General features: G+C 54.6%; 11 protein-coding genes. 2 read left to right on the top strand and 9 right to left on the bottom strand.

Annotated elements, in window-relative coordinates; all coding sequences use genetic code 11:
- Positions 1-20: 20 nt before the first annotated feature.
- The 4 genes from PV433_RS18970 to PV433_RS18955 form a co-directional block, all read right to left on the bottom strand.
- Entirely contained in the window at positions 21-914 is an 894-nt protein-coding gene (locus PV433_RS18970; protein WP_190924853.1) for an ABC transporter ATP-binding protein, read from the bottom strand.
- A gap of 3 nt (positions 915-917) precedes the next feature.
- Positions 918-3,809 (bottom strand): ABC transporter permease, encoded by a 2,892-nt coding sequence (locus tag PV433_RS18965; protein ID WP_332073629.1) that lies wholly within the window; start codon positions 3,807-3,809, stop codon positions 918-920.
- A gap of 65 nt (positions 3,810-3,874) precedes the next feature.
- Entirely contained in the window at positions 3,875-4,900 is a 1,026-nt protein-coding gene (locus PV433_RS18960; RefSeq protein ID WP_332073628.1) for an efflux RND transporter periplasmic adaptor subunit, read from the bottom strand.
- A complete protein-coding gene (locus tag PV433_RS18955) occupies positions 4,884-5,615 on the bottom strand; it encodes an ABC transporter ATP-binding protein (protein WP_332073627.1) in 732 nt (243 codons plus the stop codon). Before PV433_RS18955 ends, PV433_RS18960 begins: the two co-directional genes overlap by 17 nt.
- 101 nt (positions 5,616-5,716) lie before the next feature.
- On the opposite strand from PV433_RS18955, the gene PV433_RS18950 reads away from it, so the two are divergent.
- Positions 5,717-5,875 carry a hypothetical protein gene (locus tag PV433_RS18950; protein WP_332073626.1) on the top strand — a complete coding sequence of 53 codons (159 nt, stop codon included), beginning with the start codon at positions 5,717-5,719 and terminating at the stop codon, positions 5,873-5,875.
- A gap of 968 nt (positions 5,876-6,843) precedes the next feature.
- On the opposite strand, the gene PV433_RS18945 is transcribed toward PV433_RS18950, so the two are convergent.
- The 4 genes from PV433_RS18945 to PV433_RS18930 form a co-directional block, all read right to left on the bottom strand.
- Positions 6,844-7,572 carry a metallophosphoesterase family protein gene (locus PV433_RS18945; protein ID WP_332073625.1) on the bottom strand — a complete coding sequence of 243 codons (729 nt, stop codon included), beginning with the start codon at positions 7,570-7,572 and terminating at the stop codon, positions 6,844-6,846.
- Positions 7,573-7,587: 15 nt separating this feature from the next.
- Positions 7,588-9,978 carry a bifunctional diguanylate cyclase/phosphodiesterase gene (locus PV433_RS18940; RefSeq protein ID WP_332073624.1) on the bottom strand — a complete coding sequence of 797 codons (2,391 nt, stop codon included), beginning with the start codon at positions 9,976-9,978 and terminating at the stop codon, positions 7,588-7,590.
- A 132-nt stretch (positions 9,979-10,110) separates the two neighbouring features.
- Positions 10,111-11,652 carry a response regulator gene (locus PV433_RS18935; RefSeq protein ID WP_332073623.1) on the bottom strand — a complete coding sequence of 514 codons (1,542 nt, stop codon included), beginning with the start codon at positions 11,650-11,652 and terminating at the stop codon, positions 10,111-10,113.
- Positions 11,653-11,654: 2 nt separating this feature from the next.
- Positions 11,655-13,397, bottom strand: coding sequence for a sensor histidine kinase (locus tag PV433_RS18930; protein ID WP_332073622.1), 1,743 nt, complete (start codon positions 13,395-13,397; stop codon positions 11,655-11,657).
- A 208-nt stretch (positions 13,398-13,605) separates the two neighbouring features.
- Between PV433_RS18930 and mgrA the strand changes: the two genes are divergently transcribed.
- The gene (gene mgrA, locus PV433_RS18925) at positions 13,606-14,595 is read left to right on the top strand and encodes an L-glyceraldehyde 3-phosphate reductase (protein WP_332073621.1); all 990 of its coding nucleotides are present in this window, start codon (positions 13,606-13,608) and stop codon (positions 14,593-14,595) included.
- Between the two features lie 553 nt (positions 14,596-15,148).
- Here mgrA and PV433_RS18920 read toward each other — a convergent pair.
- Positions 15,149-17,911 carry a transglycosylase domain-containing protein gene (locus tag PV433_RS18920; RefSeq protein WP_332073620.1) on the bottom strand — a complete coding sequence of 921 codons (2,763 nt, stop codon included), beginning with the start codon at positions 17,909-17,911 and terminating at the stop codon, positions 15,149-15,151.
- Positions 17,912-17,919: the final 8 nt, after the last annotated feature.

The raw sequence follows: 17,919 nt of genomic DNA, 5'->3' as shown, positions 1-17,919 counted from the left end.
TAACGGTTTCGATCAGCCGGTCATTTCGAGACCGTCTCGTTTTGCGGGGGCAGCAGGACGATTTTCCCGTCCTCCAACGTTACGACCATCTTGTTCGAATTTTTGACGCCGACCGCTTCCAAATAATTTGACGGGATTTGCAGCCGTCCCGCCTTATCCAATATCGCGTATTCCACATGCGTCTCCTCCTCGACCGCCATCCCCTGTTCCAGCTCGGCGAGCTCATCCGCGTAAGAGCGGCTTCGGATAAATTCCGAGGACGTTTTGCCGTCGCGGATCGCTACGACGCGATCGACCTTCTTGGCGAGAAGCGGGTCGTGGGTGACGATAACAACGGTCAGACCGAGCGACCGGTTCAGCTCGCGGAACAGATCCAGAATCTGGTTCGACATCTTCGTATCGAGCGAACCTGTCGGTTCGTCGGCGAGCAATAGGCGAGGATGGTTGGCCAGTGCGATCGCGATCGCAACCCGCTGCTGTTCGCCGCCTGACAGCTGGTTCAGCTTGTTTTTGGTCCGATGCCCCAGCCCTACCGCTTCCAGCAGCTCCAGCGCCCTCAGCCGGCGTCTGCGGCCCTGCAGCAAGATCGGCAGTTCGACGTTTTCCAGCGCCGTCAGATAAGGGATCAAGTTCCGGGCGTTGTTTTGCCAGACGAAACCTACCGTCTCGCGTTTGTACTTGACGATATCCTTCTCGGTAAATTTCAACAGATCTTTGCCGTCGACGACAAGATTGCCCGCAGACGGGCGGTCGAGACCGCCCAGCATATTAAGCAGCGTCGATTTCCCGCTTCCGCTGTTGCCGATAATCGCCATCAGCTCGCCGGGCTCGACATGCAGATCGAGACCTTGCAAGGCGACGACTTCCAGATCGGCCACCTTGAATATTTTGACCAGATTCTCGCAATGAATCATCGATTAATCCTCCCCCAGCTTGACGGCCTGATGAATTTTGATTCGAGAGAGAAGATGGCCCAAGATGACAAGTCCGATGATGATCATGCCCGTTACGATCATATACAGCCTGATCGAGTCGGACGGATCGAACAAAACCTGGAACGGCGGAACCTGCGTCGCCGGATTAAACGAAAGCTGGAACAGCGGCACGAACAGAACGCTGGTGACGTTCCCGATGCCGGCTCCGAGCAGGAAAGCCGCTCCTGAAGTAAGCACCTGCTCCGTAATGAGCATGCCGATCAGCTGCATGAACGAGATCCCCATTGCCCGCAATATGCCGTATTGCAGCACCCGGCCATTGAGCGACAGAACCCAATATAGCAGGAAGCCGAAAAAGCTGATGACGACGCTGATCAGAAAACCTAAAGTCATGACGCCGTTAATCGCCATCTGAAACGGATCGTTTTTGGCCTGGGTCAGCTCGTAACCGGTATCGATAATATTCTCAACCGGTATTTCCTTCTCGTTGATCGCCTCGTTAAATACCGTTCTCGCATTCGGCTCATCCTTCAAGTCGATCCATACCTGATAAGGCTCCAGCGCGATCGTACTCTGAATATAGCTCAGATGCCCGACGACGAGCTTGGGCAGCTCCGGTTTCTTATTGGCGGATGCCGGCTGCTGCGGGTTCGGGTTGAACGTCGGCCAGAAATCGATAATGCCATATACGGTGAACGGCTTATACGTCACGTTGTTCCAGCCGATGTAGATCGAGTCCCCTTCCTTGACGCCGGCTTCCTGGGCCATCGAGCGGGACACCAGGACGGCGGAAGGCTCCGTCGATATCAAGTTGAGATAATCGTAAAAATGATGCTCCAGCAGCCGGTCTTTCAAGTAGGCGGTTTTGCCGAACTCGTCGGTATCGACGCCCATCAGCTTAATGCGCGACGTCGATTTCCCGATCTGCACGTTGGCATCGTCCTTGACGAACACTTTGGCGGCGTTCTCCACGCCCGGAAGCTCCGTAAATACCTGGAACGGCGGCTCCGTATACTGAATCCGTTTTGGCCCGGTGATCGGCAGGGCGGACGTATCCGCAGCTTCCTCCCCGCCGGCTTCCTCCATGCCGCCCATCGAAGGCGGAGGCGCATCGTTCTCCCACTTGATGTTCATGATGACGTCGGTACCGTTTTTGTACCGCACCTTCTCCAGCGTATTGCTGTTCATCGTGCGGGCGGCGCTGGCGCTGAACAAGCCGGTCGCAAGCGTCACCATCAGGAAGACCATCAGGAAGTTGTACTGGGTGCTTGAACGGCCGACCTGAATCAGCGTCGAGTACAGCGAAGGCGGCCACACCCTGCGTCCGATCCAGTAAACGAGCCGGATGAATAGCGGGTAGATCCGCAGCAGCAGCAAGCCGAGCCCTAACGTAAACAGCGCCGGAACGAGAAACAGCAGCGGATCAACCTTGAAACTGGCCGAGTCGAGTCCGAGCGACTGCAGATCGCTCATCCGCCGTTTAAACGATTGCAGTCCGTAGATCGATATTCCGAGCAGGACGATATCGAGAAAATATTTGTGCCAGAAGCTCAGCTTCGTCATCCGCGCCATCTGCTGCTTATGTCCGACGATGGAAGTACGGGTGGCGAGAAACGCCGGAATCAGCGTCATGATCAGGGAGAACATAACGGCGTATAAAGCATATTTATAGGCGGTCGCGTTCAGCTCCACAATCAGGGCGGACCTCTGGACAAACTCCAGGAAGCCGTTGGACGCTCCGAGCAGCTTGGTGATCAGCATTCCCACATAAGGACCGATAATGTAGGCGACGACTCCGAGCAAAATCCCTTCGATCACGTAGCTGAGCAGCACTTGAAGGCGGCTTGCGCCCCGGCTGCGCAATACCGCAATCTCCGTCTTCTGCCGATCTACGATCAGGTTCGATACCATGAACAGGTAAAACCCGAGCATGATCATAACCGGAACGTTCAGCGACCACAGCATGACGCGCAGCTGCTCCTGGCGGTCCAAATATTTCGAGATGACGCTCAGCGCCGGCGCCTTGATCGATTGGCTGTTGAACGTGTTCGTCACATATCCCTCGATCCGGTTGTGCGTACGGATGAACGATTCGATCGACTGCATATTCATTCTCGAATAGTCGAACGCAAAAAACCAGAAGCCGGAGCGCATCGAGATATCGGTTTCGCTGCTATTCGTGATCGTCTTCTCGAACAGCTCGAAATCCATCAGGAACGATCGGCTGTAGCTTTCGACCGATGTGTACCAGAACAGGTCGTGCTCGTCCTTCGGATTAATAATACCGACCGGCTTGACGGTGATCGGCTTCTTGATCCGCTCGTCGGCAATAATAAACTCGTTGCCGAGCACCATTTTCAGTTGGGTCAGGGCGCTCTCCACGACGAGAACCTCGTATACGCCGTTTACCGGCTCCTTGGCCGGCATCACACCGTCCACCAGCTTGATATGCTGGTCCAGATTGGAGAAGGCGACCAGATCCGCATTCCGCCGGACCTCGGGATCGACCCGTTCCGTATCGATCGGCTTGAACGAGAACGTATCCGTGCCGCGCTCTGTCACCTGCTCGAGAATCGGCAGGGAGAACCGGTTTTTGACCGATTCCATAAACGCATCCACCTGACGCGTGCTTTCCCCGTTTTTCTGCGGATCGTCGTCCGTCAAGTACAGACCGGTGCGATGGGTGACCGGATAGGCGCCGGAGCTCATCTGATAATTTTCCAGTTCCTTCACAAGCATCCGCTGCAAGATCGCCTCGGTGTAGATCGGCATGCTGCTGACCAGCGCCACGGACAGCACGAGCCCGAACAGCAGGCTGAGCTCCAGCCATTTGTTCTTGAGCATTTTGCGAAAAATCATAACAAGTATGGCCACGAAAACGGATCCTCCTTCCGAGGGGGCGCTTCATATCGGCGCTAGAGCGCAACGGCTCCTGTATGCTATTGCAGGATAAGCTTCTGCCCTTCTCTAATGCCCTTGACGATCTCGATGCCGCTGGTCGTTTCCAGCCCTTTCTCGACGTCCACCTCTTTGATGCTGTCGCCTTCGAGCACCTTGACGAAATTACGGCCCAAATATTGCGACAACGCGCGCGGAGGAATGATCAGCACGTTATCCTTTTGCCTCGTTACGATGTTGATATCCGCATTGGCCCCCAGCGTTAACTCCGGCGGATGGTCCTGAACCTGAATAAATATCGTTTTCGAATACCGTTCGGCCAACTGCTTGTTGTCGGTAGCCGGCGTATTGGACGGCGATTGGACGACTTTTCCTTCCAGCTTTTTGCCTTTGATCGTTACCTCTACCGACACACCGGCCTGTACCTCGAGCATATCGGACGTATTGCCCGACGTATAGGCGAGCCTTACCGAGTTCGGATCGGAGATGATGACATACGTTTTGTTCGCTTGCACCGAATCGCCCGGCTTGGCCGGATCGACGAACGTGATCATCCCGTCCATCTCGGCGCGCAGCGTCTTCCCTTCCACGGCTTTCCTCGCGTCGCTCAGCCGCAGCTCCGCTATATTCAGCTCCATGAGCCGGATTTTCATCTTGTTCGTATCCTGGGTTTGCTTGGCTTGTTCCAGGTTGTACACCGCCTGCTCGTAATCGCGCTCTTTCTCCTTCAGCACGATGGCCGAGTCGCCCGGATCGAGCACGATGAGCGGATCGCCCTTTTTGACCGGCGTGTTGTTGAGTACGAGCACTTCCTGGATTTTACCGGATACGCCTTTAAACTCATGATTTTTAACGTTCGTAGATTCGACTGTCGCCACACCGGAAATTCGTTTAATAATCGTACCGCTTTTCACTTCGACGATCTCATAATTTTCTTTGACCGGCTTCACCAGCGGCGGCTTCAACGGTTCCTCCTCCGCCGGTACGAGGGAGCAGCCGGCACATGCGGCGACGACGAGTACGGAGACCATAACGCGGCGAGCGTAAGCTTTACCCCTGATCGACAATTTGCCCATCCTCCAATGCGTAAACTTGATCGACGATTTCCATAATGGCAGGATCGTGCGTAGTGATGACGATCGTCATCCCTTCCATCTGTACGAGATCCTTGAAGATTTTAATGATCTGCAGCCCCATCTTGCTGTCCAACTCGGCTGTAGGCTCGTCAGCGAGCAACAGCTTGGGACGGTGCGCAATCGCTCTCGCAATAGCGGTCCGCTGCTGCTCCCCGCCTGACATCTCGAAGGGACGGTGACTCATTCTGGATTTGAGCCCCACGCTTTCGAGCGCCCGCTCCGCCATTTCCCGATGATGTTTCGTCGGCGTGCCGGCGATCCGAAGGCCGAACTCCACGTTTTCGTAGGCGGACATAAGCGGCATAAGCGCAAACGACTGGAAAATGAAGCCCATCTGTACGCGCCGCAGCTCGTTGCGCTTTTTCTCACCGAGTGTCGTAATCTCCTGACCGCCGAAGTAAATCGCGCCTTCCGTGGGCACATCCAGAGCCCCGAGCAAGTTGATCAGCGTCGTTTTACCCGAGCCGGACCGCCCCTTCAGCGCAACGAGCCGGCCGTACGGAATCGACAGGTTGGCGCCCTTCAGCGCGTGGACCGCGCTTGGACCGCGCCCGAACACCCGCTTGATGCCGACCGCCTTCAGAATCGGTTCGCTGCCCTGGGTTGAATCGTACAGCGCGATGTCGGTCTTGCGAATCGTCTCCATCTATATCCCCCCACTTAGCGCTGCTGGCCGAATGCATGAAACGTCAAATTACCTTGATGTACATACTGTAAACGTATTCATCCGAACATAAAAGGAACTTTTTGTTGGAAATGGGGGGCGATTTGTTCGATTTGCCTGAAAACGGGAGCCGCCTAGGGGCCGCCGCTCCGTATACGGCACACTCCAGCGGCGTGCAGCGCTTGAAGAGCGGGGCTTGTGGAGCGGGGCTTGTGGAGCGGGGCTTGAAGAGCGGTGCTTGAGGAGGGATGGATGATGAGCGGGGCTTGATGAGTTGGGCTTGAGAGTTGGGTTTGAAGAGCGGGGCTTGATGAGTTCGTGGCCCCGTTCCGGCTTGACCGTCTACCCTCTCGGCCTTTCAGCCTTTCAGCCTTTCGGCCTTTCGGCCTTCGCTCGTTTGATCCATGATGGAGTTCGGCCGCCCCCGATAAGGGTCTTTAGTACCCTCCGGCGATTTCACAAAACGAAGCGACATAGAGGCGGTTTGCACCCCTTATTTCAATCAACGGATGGTGTCTACACCCTTTTCGCCGATTTTAGCAGCTTCAAACCGTTCTTATTTCGTCAGTCGAACCGGTGTTGGACAAAATAAAGACTGCAAACGAGGCTGTCGATTCATTGTGTAGAAGTGTTAGCAGGCCGTTCCAAGTGAAAAGTTACCTTCTTCTACTCAAACAGGTTGTCCGGAATCCCTTGATTGAATAAGGATTGTAAGGTAGGGGATTCCAAACAAAACTCGCCAGAAGGTAATCTTTTCCCTTTCCACTTGGTTGTCCATAATGAATCGACAGGCTCGCAAACCACTCTTATTCCTTGCAAAACGGCGGTCGGTTGCCCCATCCCATTCCGCCCCGTTCCTTCTCACCTGCCCACAAGCATAGGGCCGGGCAGTCACGATTCATGATTCACGATTCACCAATCTGCGAAACTTGCTGAACCGCTTAAGAAAACTTCTTAAGCGAACTTTGTCCCGAGGCCTTGACCCGGCGTATCAGATAGCTTTTTTTTTCGTACAGAAATTCGCTATTCGCTTATTCGAAGCAACGCATTTAAGCTTAACCACACTTGCGACTTTACCTTGCTCTGAAACCTTAACAAACTGCGTTCCTTACGGACGCGGTCCATCTTTTATGGCCAGTCAGCTGCAGGTTCTTTACAGCGCTCCGGGTTATTGTGCTTGCTACGCCCCTTCTCCCGCTCCCGCCTCGGTCTACAGCCGTAAATGCTGGTTTCCATGGAAAGCTCTCAGAATAAACGGCCCGTCTGGAACGTTCAGCGAGGAGTAGGATCGCAAAAACAAACTGTTATCGTATGGCGCTTCCTCCAGCTCGATCGCGACCTCCCCGTCCCGAACCGTGACGACGCCGTATCGGGCGACCGGCGTATCGCTGCAGCCGAGGGCTCCCGGATTCATGTACTGTCTGCGGACTGTTCTAAACAAATGAACAGGGTGATGGTGACCGAAGCAGACGAGATCATAGCCGCTATCTCCGTACAGCTTATCGAGCTTGACGCCGTCCGGGTCAGGGTCGATCACCGCATATTGGCCGTCGTTCCCGAGATGGTAATGCGTCAACAAGATTCGGCGTCCATCATGCCGCACCTCCTCCTGAAGCGGCAACTGGCTGAGATACGGGACAAACTTGGAATCCAGCCGTCGTGCGATCCACTCATGATGGGCAAATGCTTGCTCGTGCCCCGGCAAACATCCGTCGCCCCGAATGATACGCAGCACCGCCTGCTCATGATTGCCGGTGATACAAAACATGTCGTTACGCGCCGTCAGTTGCTCCAGCACTTCGTTCGTATCGGGACCGATCCCGATCAGATCGCCGAGGCAGTAGATCCGGTCGAAATCGCCGGCTGCGTCGATGTGCCCAAGCGCCGCTTCGAGAGCCGGGCTGTTGCCGTGAATGTCGGTCAGTATCGCCGCTTTCATGGCAGTCCTCCTTGTTTAAGCTTGGATCGGCGTCCAAAACCTCTTCTCCACTTCGTCCGGCGGAAGCGGTCTGCTGAAATAGTAGCCCTGGATTTCCTTGCAGGCGTTCGCTTTTAATATTTCCAACTGGTCCTCCGTCTCGATCCCTTCCGCGATAACGTTCATGTTCAGATGGCGGGCCATCGAGATAATCGTCTCGACGATCGCTTTATCGTTGTCGTTCATCGTGATGTCGGCAATAAACGACCTGTCGATCTTCAGCTTATGAATCGGAAACTGCCTCAAGTAGCTTAGCGAGCTGTAGCCTGTGCCGAAATCGTCCAGACTGATCCGGATACCGAGCCGGGCCAGATCGTCCAGGATCGCCTTCGAAGTGGCCGGGTCCATCATCATGCTCTCCGTAATTTCCAGCACCAAATATTCCGGCGCCAACCCCGTTTCTTCGAGAATGCGGGTCACATAACCGACCAGGTTGTTCTGGTGAAACTGCAGCGAGGACAGATTGACGGATACCGGAATCCGCGGCCCTCCTCCATCGTGCCAATCCTTCATTTGCCGGCACGCTTCGCGCAGCACCCACGTTCCGAGATCATAGATCAGTCCGGTCTCTTCGGCGAGCGGGATAAACGTTTTCGGGTACAGCAATCCTCTGGCAGGATGATTCCAGCGGACCAACGCTTCGATTCCGATCATGCTCCGGTCGGACGTGTCGAACTGCGGCTGGTAGTGAAGGATCAATTCGTCCCGCTCCAACGCTTTTCTCAGATCCGCTTCGAGCTCCATTTTCTCCGCCAACCCGGAATCCAGTTCGCGTGAATAATAACGATAGCCGTTTTTTCCGTGTTTTTTCACTTCATACATGGCCGTATCCGCGTTGCGGAGCAAGTTCTCGGACATTAGGCCGTGATCCGGATAGGACGCGATTCCGATACTCGCGGTTACATAATAATCGTTGTCCTTGATCCGGTAAGGAACTTGCACCGACTGGATGATCCGATCCGCAAGCCGCGCCGTATCTCCGCTATATTCCTGACCGCTGCGGCACAGAATCGTAAATTCGTCACCGCCCATTCTGGCGATTGATACGTCGAACCCTTCCGCGCTAAGGAGCAGCCGCTCGCTTACTTCTTTCAGGAACATATCGCCGTAAGTATGGCCGAGCGAATCGTTAATGAGCTTGAACCGGTCGATATCGAGAATCATAACCGAAAACCGGCTACCCCGCCTCTCCCCGTCCTCGATCGCTTCCGCTAACAGCTGGTTGAACTTTCGCCGGTTCGGCAGCCCGGTCAGCTCGTCATGATAGGCCAGATAATGGATCATCTCTTTGGAACGTTTCTCTTCGGTTATATCTTTGATTAACAGATGGGTGCCTGCCGCTTCTCCGTCGATCTCGACGGGAACGGGATTCACGCTCAGCTCCACGCGGCTGTTATCGTTTCGTACGAAGGTCGTTTCATAACTCGAATCTGCCGAGAGGCCCCCGGCGATTCCGCTGCCGAGCGACGCGATGGGCGCATCTTTGTATCCCGCCTCGGTAAATCCGGTAAGGATCGAAGCCGCCGGGTTGAAGCTGATAATCTTTCCCTGCGTATCGATCGATATAATCCCGTCCGAATTATTTTCGTACAGCGACCGGTACCACCGTTCATGCTGTTTGATCGCCGAATCTTTTTGCGAGAGCCGCTTGTTCACATAGACGCTGAACAGCGTGAAGCCAAGAGTAAGTAAAATGCCTGCCGAGATAATCAAAGCGAGCATACCGGGCTCAATCCGCATCCCCCCGCCGGTCGGACCGTCGCCGGATCGGAAAGTAGCCGCCGCCATCCCTGTGTAATGCATGCCCGCAATAGCCGCGCCCATTATAGTGCCGCAGCCGAGCTTGTACAGGACTACGTAACGGGACTGGTTTTTGCGAAAAACGTACAGCAGCCATAAGGCTGCAAGCGAAGCGGCGATCGCGATCGCGACCGACAGGGCGACGAGCATCGGGTTGTAGGTGATTTGAACCGTCATCGCGGCCATCCCGATGTAATGCATCCCCGATATTCCCGCGGCCATCAGAGCCGAGGCGGCCACCAGCTGCTTGGCGCCGAAGACGGTTCCGCTGACCGTATGCAACGCTACACTGGAAACGGCTATAGCGAGCAGAACCGACATAACAAACGGCCCGAACTTATACGATACGTCCATCGGCAAGGAAAAAGCGAGCATGCCGACAAAATGCATGGACCAGATGCCAAGTCCCATCGATACCGCTCCGCACCCAAGCCAGATCGAGCGAGCCTTCCCTCTCGAGGTGACGATCCTTCCGGCCAGATCAAGAGCCGAATAAGATGCAGTTACAGCGATAATATAAGATAACGCGACCAGAAAAAGGTTGTACGAGCCGTGCACATGATCCATCGGTTTCCCCTTTCCATCCGCATTGATTATGTAGGTTATACGCAAAAAGGCCGGCTGCGTTGCGCGGCCCCGATATCGCAGGATGCCAGTGAAAGCTTCGCGGCGTCCTGAAAATAGACACCCTATAGGTGTCTATTTGTGCGTCGCCTCGAACTCTTTCGGCGTACAGCCGACAAGCCTTTTAAACGTCTTCGCAAACGATTTCGGGTCGGAGAAGCCGACCGCTTCGGCAATTTCGTACACTTTCATCTCGCCGGAAAGCAGCTTTTTCTTCGCTTCCTCGATACGGATCCGGGTTAACGTCTCAGTCAGCGACTCCCCCATCTCCTTGCTGAACAAATCGCTGAGATAGCTGCGGCTCAGCTTCACGTGATCGGCGATATCGACGGTTCCGATGTTGCGCCGGTATTGCTCGCGCATGAACTGGACGGCTTTTTTGATAAACGGATTGTTCGACGCTTTGGAGCGCTCACCGCCGAACGGCCTTCCCCACAGCTGTACCGCTTCCTCGACCATGAACGAGCACAGCAAGTCGGCCCGCGGGATGGAGCGGATCTGCTCCAGCGAGACGGATTCGGGCTCGTCTTCGCTTTGCCGGGACTGCTGTCTGGCGAAGCCGGCCGCCAAACCCAGCATATCGCATACGAAGCTTTGAAGCTTGGCGACGTTCGGCTTATGACGCCGGATGGACTCGGCAATCATCTCGATCCAATGGCAGGCGGCTTCTTTGTTCCCGCTCGATACGGCCCGCAAAAAGTCGTTTCGCTCCTGAACGGGCAGCGGCGTTTCTTCCGCAGCGGGAAAATCGTCAACGATCAGCGGTCCGGCTTCTCCATAAAAGTACCGGTGCCCTTGCCGGCGGTGAACCGCGAGCGCGTTAACGAAATCTTGCGCCTTCGGGATCACCGGGCCAAGCCCGACAAACCAATTCGCTTGCGGCGGAGCGGCCTCCTTCAGTTTCGTATATACGCTTTGCGCGCATCCGAACATCCATTCATGACGTTCCTTCTCGGACAAGCTCCGGTCGGTGCCGCCCATCACGATCCATACTTTGTCGCTCCATTTCAATACGGCCTTACTGTGCGGGATCGTCCACTCCTCCAAGGAAGGGCGAAAGACGGAATCGGTCTCGACCCAGATGCTGAACGTCCCCGCCCCCCGCTGAAACAGCTCGGCCTCCAGTCTTGCCTCGCCCACGCCGGCCTGCACGTATTGACGCAGCCAATCGGCGAGACGATACGCTTTCGACTGCTTGAGCTGCTCCTGCCATTCCGCGATAACCCGCTTCGTATGGCGCTCTTCATCCAGCTTGGCGCGCACCGACTGGAGAATGTCGACCAGCCCGTCCGGCTCCATCGTCGGCTTCAGGATATAGTCCTGGGCGCCGAGCTTCATCGCTTCCTTCACGAGCGAGAAATCGTCGAGGCAGCTGAGGACGAGAAGCCCTACGTCTTCCTGCAATTCCTTCACTTCGCGCATCAGCGCAAGGCCGTCCATTCGCGGCATCCGAATATCCGTTATTACAATATCGATCTGTTCCTTGCGGAAACATTCCAGCGCCTCTATGCCGTCGGAGGCTTCGCCGACCAGATGGAAGCCGTGCTCCTCCCAGTCGACCAGCGTCCGCAAGCCGATCCGGATAATCGGCTCATCGTCGACGATCAACACATTCATAATCAGGACTCCTCATTTCGGTGAATAGGCAAAGACAAACGGACGGTAGTCCCCACATTCGGCTTGCTGAACACATGCATCTTGTAATCCGGCCCGTAGTACAGCTTAATTCGCTCCCGGATATTGCGCAAGCCGATGCCGCTCATTCGTTCCTTGCTGCTCGTTGGGTTATGCTGCGGATTCACAACCCCGTCCGGCTCGGCTATCCCTATGCCGTTATCCTGTACCTGACACAGCAGCATATCGCGGTCGAGCCAGGCCCGGATCGTAATCTCCCCTTCGCGGGGACTGTTCGCAAGTCCGTGAATGAGCGCATTTTCGACCAGCGGCTGAAGCATCAGCTTCGGCACGAGACAGACGGAGGCGAGCGGATCGACATCGAGGTTCAGCTTCACCAGATCGCCGTAGCGGAACGACTGGATCGCCATATAGTCGCGCAGCAGCGCAATCTCTTCCTTCAGCGTAAGAAAATCGCCCTTCTTGCCGAGGCTCGCCTGCAGCAGACGAACGAGCGCGCTGACCGCGTCGGATATTTGCGGCGTTTTATGGATTTTGGCCACCCATTTGATCGTATTCAGCGTATTGTACAAAAAATGCGGATTCAGCTGATACTGCAGCGCTTCGATCTCCGCTTCTTTCTTAAGCGACTCCTCCAGCTTCGCCTGCTTGATCGTCTCCTCCAGACGATTCAGCATCTGGTTGTAGCTGTTGCCCAGTTCGTCGATCTCACGCACGCTGCCGGAAGTCCAGTACGCCTTCAGATCACCCGATTCGGCACGTTTCATAAGCCGGCGCAGCGAGTGCAGTGGGCGGGAGAACAAAGCGGAGAATAATAAGGAGCTGACGATAGACACCGCGAGAACGATAGCGAAAAAGACGATCACCGTGTTGCGCATCGTTGATCTGAGCGCCATTCCGTCCATATTCGGGACTTCAACATAACTCATCCACGTCTGTCCCGGTACCGATAACGGCCTCTGGGAGACGATCACGTCCGGTCCCGCTCTCAAGAAAGCGTCTTTCTCCGAAAGAAACAAGGACGTGCTTTGCTCCTTACCGGGCTGCCGGGTTCCGCTCTCGAACAGCACGGAGCCGGTATCCGGATCCCACAGCGCCAGATTGGACAAGACGCTGTCGCCGCGCATCTCGTCGAGTATGCGGGTCATATCCGCCAGAATTCGAATGGATCCGTCCACATAATAGTCCGAACCGTACAAGGGACCGACCCAGGACATCCGGTTGCGGCCTTCTTCGCGTACGAAAAAGTCGGAGCGGTTAACCGGCATCTTCGAAGCGCGTGATTCGTAGTCCAGCGGGCTGCCGGCCGCGCAGAACGAGCTGCCCCCTTCGATCGCAAAGCAAAAATCAATTATATGTTTCCGGTACTCCAGCCGGTACGAGGCTGAATGTACGATCGATTCCTTCACTCTGCGCATCGCGGCGTCTTCCTCTTCCAAGCCGGACTTGCCGGATTTGAGCCACAGTTCCAACCCAGGGGTTTCCAGGAGCGATCTATATACATATTCGAGCTCCCGCATTTCTTTCTCCAGCTGGCGCGTGACCCGGTCATGCTTGGCCGATACCGCCGCTTTCCATTCCGCTTCGGTACGCTCCACCGACTGGACGTAAAAAAACGTTAAGGCAATACAAACCGGAACAGATCCGATTATAATCAAATAAAGGAACATACGCACCTGAAAGCTTTTGAACGGCTGTGCGGCGAATAAGGAAACCAGTCTCTGCATGTCGTCACCTGTATGGTTGATATTGCCGAATCGATCCTGACTTACTTCGACAAAGGAGCTCCGGAATCCTACTTGAAGATGGAAGCGAATCGAATACGCGCCTGAAAATCGGCGTACCGAGATCCGTTGTTGCAGCAGGATGGACGAAACCGTTATGATGAAGAGGTAATAGCGAGGATCTCTACATAGAGGAGGCGTGACAACAACAATGACCTACACTCCTGCAAGCGACCGGTACGAATCGATGGTATACAACAGGTGCGGACGTTCCGGACTGAAGCTGCCGGCAATCTCGCTCGGGCTGTGGCACAACTTCGGCGGAGTCGATTATTTGGAGAACATGAGGGCGATGCTTCGCCGTTCGTTCGATCTCGGAATTACGCATTTTGACTTGGCCAATAACTACGGTCCACCTCCGGGAAGCGCGGAAGAAAATTTCGGCCGGATTCTCAAAACGGATTTTGCCGGTTATCGCGACGAACTGGTCATCTCGACGAAAGCGGGCTATCATATGTGGCCGGGGCCATACGGGGACTGGGGTTCGCGGAAATATCTAGTTTCCAGCCTCGATCAGAGTCTGAAGCGGATGGGCGTCGATTACGTCGATATTTTTTACTCGCATCGTCCTGATCCGGACACTCCGCTGGAGGAAACGATGATGGCGCTCGATCACGTGGTGCGTCAAGGCAAAGCGCTGTATGTCGGGATTTCTTCGTACAATGCGGAGCAAACGGCCCGTGCCGCCGAAATTTTGAAGCAGCTCGGCACGCCGCTGCTGATTCACCAGCCTTCCTATTCAATGCTGAACCGTTGGATCGAAAACGGTTTGCAGGACGTGCTGGACGAAACAGGGGCAGGCACGATCGCCTTTTGCCCGCTCGCCCAAGGGCTGCTTACGAGCCGGTACATTTCGGGAATTCCTGAAGATTCGCGCGCGGCCAAAGTGACCGGATTTCTGAAATCCAAAGATGTGACCGACGACAAAATTGCGAAAATACGCGCTCTGAACGAGATTGCCGAAGGACGCGGCCAGACGCTTGCGCAAATGGCGCTGGCTTGGGTGCTTCGAAGAGGCAAAGTAACTTCCGCCCTGATCGGCGCCAGCCGGGTATCCCAGATCGAAGAAAATGTCGCGGCATTAAATCGCCTGGGCTTCAGCGACGAGGAATTGGCAAAGATCGATTCCATATTGGCTTAAATGGCACAAAAATGGCCGGCAAGGGGAACTGCCCTGCCGGTTTTTTTGTCGCCAGAATGTTTAAGTTATCTAAAGCGATAGAGCATTGAAGTGAATAAGTGAATCCAAACATTCTGAACCAAGAAAAGCTGCCTCTTACGCAGGATCGATTAGCGTGGTAAAGGCTTCGTTTAAAAGCTATTCTTAAGAGATCAGAATGTTTTTTTCTTCTCCGCATTAAAATGAAGATGAACCCGGAATGTAAGCTAAACCATACTCTAACGGACATAGTGGAGGCTATTTCGCTGAAAAAACTGTTTTTTTAAATGTAACGGTCACCACAGCACTTATTCACTACGAACCACCTCTAAAAGTAACATTTCTCACCAAATAGTTGCATTCATGTCCGTTAAAAATCAATTGGATCGAAATTCACCGTAATAACGACCGCTGTGTCCGTTAGAGTTTTTGTTCTTACACACCGTTCTTACACACCGTTCACAGCGGCATGTGCTTCTCGCCGATTTAATAGGGTTAGGATAAAACCGGTTAATCGGATCGTACCCGATACCGTCTATCGGGTCTGATTAGGAACTTGATTCGGATTTGGAATCGGCTGCTGCGTACTTCCGCCTCCTGTACCGGTGGAGCCTGTCGGGGTGTTGCTGCCGCCGGTTGAACCACCCGTTTCAGTTCCCCCTGTGGAAGTGCCGCCGCTGCTCGTGCCTGTACCACCGGTCCCGGTTCCGGTTCCTGGATTTGAATCCCCGGGATTGCTTCCGGTGTTGTTCCCGGTATTGTTCCCCGTATTGCTTCCAGTACCGTTGCCGGTGTTGTTACCCGTGTTATTTCCAGTGTTATTTCCAGTGTTATTTCCGGTATTGTTTCCTGTGTTGTTACCAGTATTGTTGCCCGTGTTGCCTCCATTACCATTGCCGGTGTTGTTACCCGTGTTGTTTCCGGTATTGTTTCCACCGGTATTTCCACTTCCGTTGTTATTGCTATTGTTGCTTCCGTTATTACTGCCATTGTTGTTGCCGTTAGTATTTCCGTTTCCGCCATTGTTGCCGTTGTTATTCCCGTTCCCCTCGCCGGGGCCCTGATTGCCGCCGGCCGGAATCTCGACCGTAACGACATTGGACTTCTCCGCTTCTATGCTCGTTGCCGAGTTGTACGGAACTACGTAATACTCGTACTTGTCGCCCGGAATCGCCATATCGCGCAGCTCCGGCGTCGCCGAGCTGGCCAGCAGCTTCGGCTCGCTGTCCTTCGTTCCTTTGCGGAACACTTTATATACGATATTGTCGCCTTGGACCGGAGACCAGGTCAGCTTGACGGTTTGTTCTTCCTTGATGTAGGTGCCGGCCAGATCGCTGACAGTTGGCGGCGGTGCGCTGATATCCTCGATGCCCTTCGGCTTTACGAATTGCGACGGTTTGTGGTTCGCAAGCGCCTTGGTCATAACTTCCTTGAACAAAATAGCGGGCCGTGCGCTGCCGTCCTTCACGTAATGCTGCGTGTCGGTCGTATCGAAGCCCATCCAGATCGCCGCCGACCATTCCGGCGTATACCCTGCGAACCAGACGTCGCGGTTATATTTCTCCAGCCCTTTCAAATCCAGCTGGGTTGTGCCCGTCTTGCCAGCTACCGCCCGGTTCATTTTGGCGCTGGCTCCCGTGCCGTTATCTACGGCGTTTTTGAGCATCTCGGTCATATACCATGCGGTTCTCGCGCTCATCACTTGTTCCGGCTTCGCCGGCTTGTACGTGTAAACCTCCGAGCCTGCACGTTCGATTTTCAACACCGAATGGCTTTCGTTCAGTTGGCCGTTGTTGGCAAACGCGCCGTAAGCCGCAGCCATCTGGAGCGGAGTAGCTCCCTTGGTCAATCCGCCGAGAGCGATCGCGAGATTCCGGTCTTTCGATTCGTCAAGCGGGATTCCGATCTTTTTGGAAAAGTCCATCCCTCGCTTCACGCCGATCTCGTTGAGCAGCCATACGCTGGCGACGTTGCCGGACTTCTGGATCGTTTGCTTCATACTCATTTGTCCCAAGTACACGTTATCCCAGTTGGATGGGGAATAACCGCCGAACGACATCTTCTCGTCCTTCAGCATCGTATACGGATTGTACTTGTTGAAGTCGTACTCCATCGCTGGAGCAAACACGGTAATCGGCTTGAACGACGAGCCCGGCGCCCGCGGACGGACCGCCCGGTTCATATCCTTGGTCTTGTAGTCTCGGCCGCCGATCATCCCGATAATACCGCCTGTCTTATGATCGACGATGACCATCGCGCTTTGCATCTGCTGCTTCGGACCGTCGGCCTGGAACAGCTTGTCGTTGGCGTAAGCCTGCTCCATCGCCTTCTGCGCGGTCTGATCCATCGTCGTATAGATTTTGTATCCTCCGCGCAGCAGCTCATCCTCGGTTTTACCGGTTTTCTCGACCGCTTCGTTAACGACGTAATCGATAAAGGCGGCGTATTGGTTGCTCTTGGTCGGAGGCTTGTAGTCGTATACGACTGCGGCCGCATTCGCCCGTTCTTCCTCGGTAATGTAGCCCTGGTCCTTCATCAGCTGCAGAACGACGCCGCGTCTTTCTTTGGAACGTTCCGGATCGCTGATCGGATTATAATACGACGGCGCCTTCGGGATCGCCGCCAAGGTGGCCATTTCCCATACTTGGAGCGATGTCAGGTCCGATTTGCCGAAATACAGCTTCGCTGCCGCCTTGACGCCGTAAGCCCGATTGCCGAAATAGATCCGGTTCATATAGGCTTCCAAAATATCTTCTTTGCTCATTTTCCGCTCAAGCGCCAGCGCGATTGCCGCTTCATTCGCTTTGCGGAATATCGTCTTGTCAGCGTCCAAAAACATGTTTTTGGCCAGCTGCTGCGTAATCGTGCTGCCGCCTTCAACGAGGCTGCGGTGCATAACGTCCTTGTATAGTGCACGGCCGATCGACCAAAAGTCGATCCCTTTGTGCTCGGTAAACCGTTTGTCCTCGGTAGCGATAAACGCCTGTGCGAGCTTCTCCGGAACTTCGCTCATCGTCACCAGCTCGCGGTTTTCCCTGGCAAGCGTCGTCACTTCCTGATTGTCCCTGTCGTACACGATGGCTGCGTCGGCCATCACCATCTTATCTTTGTTTTCCTCATAGTATTTTTCCCCGTTCAGCATGATTACGATATATCCCGCCATCGCGCAAAAAGCGCCAAGCGCGCACGTAATCAAAAACCAGACAAGCAGCTTTTTCGGACGAAACTTCTTTTTCGCCTTTCTTTTTTTCGGTTGTTTTTTCGGCTGATTGGCGTTGGAGTTCCGTGTTGCGCTCATCGTCCGAC

The organism is Paenibacillus sp. GYB004 (assembly GCF_036577605.1).
Classification (GTDB): domain Bacteria; phylum Bacillota; class Bacilli; order Paenibacillales; family NBRC-103111; genus Paenibacillus_AB; species Paenibacillus_AB oceani.
Note: the sequence above shows the minus strand (reverse complement) of the source record. Positions and strands in the feature narration are given on the sequence as shown.